Below are 323 nucleotides of genomic sequence, written 5' to 3' on the forward strand. Positions count from 1 at the left end.
GTTGCTGCTTTGTAGACATTGACTACATCGCCTTCTACTAGGCCTGTAACAACCACTGTATCGCTTACGCCTACTTTGTTGTTCGTTGCCGTGATCGTGGCTGCTGCCGGTGCTGCCGATACAGGCTCAGTGATATATTTCGCAGCCGTACGAGTACTTTCCAGCTTGTTCGCTTTCGTTACCGTTACGTAAGCCGTACCGCCTGTTGCCGTAAGCAGGTCCGTTTTGGAAACTGTTACTTCCGTTGCGCCTTCTGCTACCGTTGCAGTCTCAAGTACCGTGCCGCCTGTTGCTACGCCGTATACGTTCACGATGTCGCCTTC

1 pseudogene is annotated in these 323 nt (G+C 52.3%); it reads right to left on the reverse strand.

Features of this window, described 5'->3' with window-relative positions:
* Positions 1-323: pseudogene (locus AB4Z29_RS32465) on the reverse strand (hypothetical protein); the annotation flags it as partial.

The sequence above is a fragment of the Paenibacillus sp. 2TAB23 genome (assembly GCF_052115165.1).
In the GTDB taxonomy this organism is placed as follows: Bacteria; Bacillota; Bacilli; order Paenibacillales; family Paenibacillaceae; genus Pristimantibacillus.